Raw genomic sequence first — 1,012 nt, 5'->3', positions numbered from 1 at the left:
GAGGGCGCCGCCCCCGCCGAAGCGCTGGCCCGGCTGGACGAGGCGACGGCGCCGGGCATCGACGCCGGCCGCTCGCTGGAGCTGCTGGCCGCGATCCTGCGCGGCCGCACCGTCGAGCGCCCGGCCGTCCTGGTCCTGGACGACTGCCAGTGGGCCGGCCCGGTGCTGCTGGACGCCGTCGAGCGGCTGGCCGTCGAACTCGGCGCGGCCCCCGTGCTGCTGCTCTGCCTGACCCGCCCCGAGCTCCCGGCCGCCCGCCCGGAGCTGCCGACGCTGCCGGTCGGCGGCCTGTCCTGGGACGAATCCGCCCTGCTGGCCGCCCAGTTGACCGAGCTGAGCGCCCACCAGGACGCGGTGCCCACCCGGCTGCTGGAACGCGCCGAGGGCAACCCGCTGCACCTGGAGGAGCTGCTGGCCGCCCTCACCGAGACCGAGGGCCCCGCACTGACGGACGAACTGCCGCCCACCGGACGGGCGTTGCTCAGCGCCCAGATCGACGGGCTGGAGCGCGACGAGCGCGCCACCCTCGACCTCGCCGCCGTCCTCGGCCGCGCCTTCACCGCCGCCGAACTCGCCGAACTCGCCCACGGCGGCAGCGACCAGGACGCCTTCGCCGACCCGCAGGACGACGTCTTCACCGGCCCGATCGACGGCCTGCCGGCCGGTCCGTCCGCCTGGGTCGACGACACCCCGCCGCGGCTGCACGCCGCGCTGGCCCGACTGGCCGAGCTGCGGCTGGTCGAACCGACCGGCACCGGCTACCGGTTCAGCAGCGGCCTGGTCCAGGAGTCGGTCTACCAGTCCATGTCCAAGCGGGCCCGCGCCGAGCGCCACGAGCGCGCCGCCGACCTGCCAGCCGTCCGCTCCACCGGGGACGCCGCCGTCGGCGGCCACCTGGAGCGCGCCCACCGCTACCGACTGGAACTCGGCCTGCTGGACACCCGCACCGACGTGCTGCGCACCCGCGCGGCCACCGCCCTCGGCACCGCCGGGGCCGGTGCGCTGGCCCGCG

The 1,012-nt window shown here is 77.5% G+C and carries 1 pseudogene; it reads left to right on the top strand.

What is annotated here, in order from left to right:
• Nucleotides 1-1,012, top strand: a pseudogene (locus tag AE652_RS42000) (adenylate/guanylate cyclase domain-containing protein); the annotation flags it as partial.

Origin of the sequence: Kitasatospora sp. MY 5-36, assembly GCF_001182915.1 — a bacterium.
Lineage (GTDB): Bacteria > Actinomycetota > Actinomycetes > Streptomycetales > Streptomycetaceae > Kitasatospora.
This window is presented reverse-complemented; position numbering and strand designations above follow the sequence as displayed.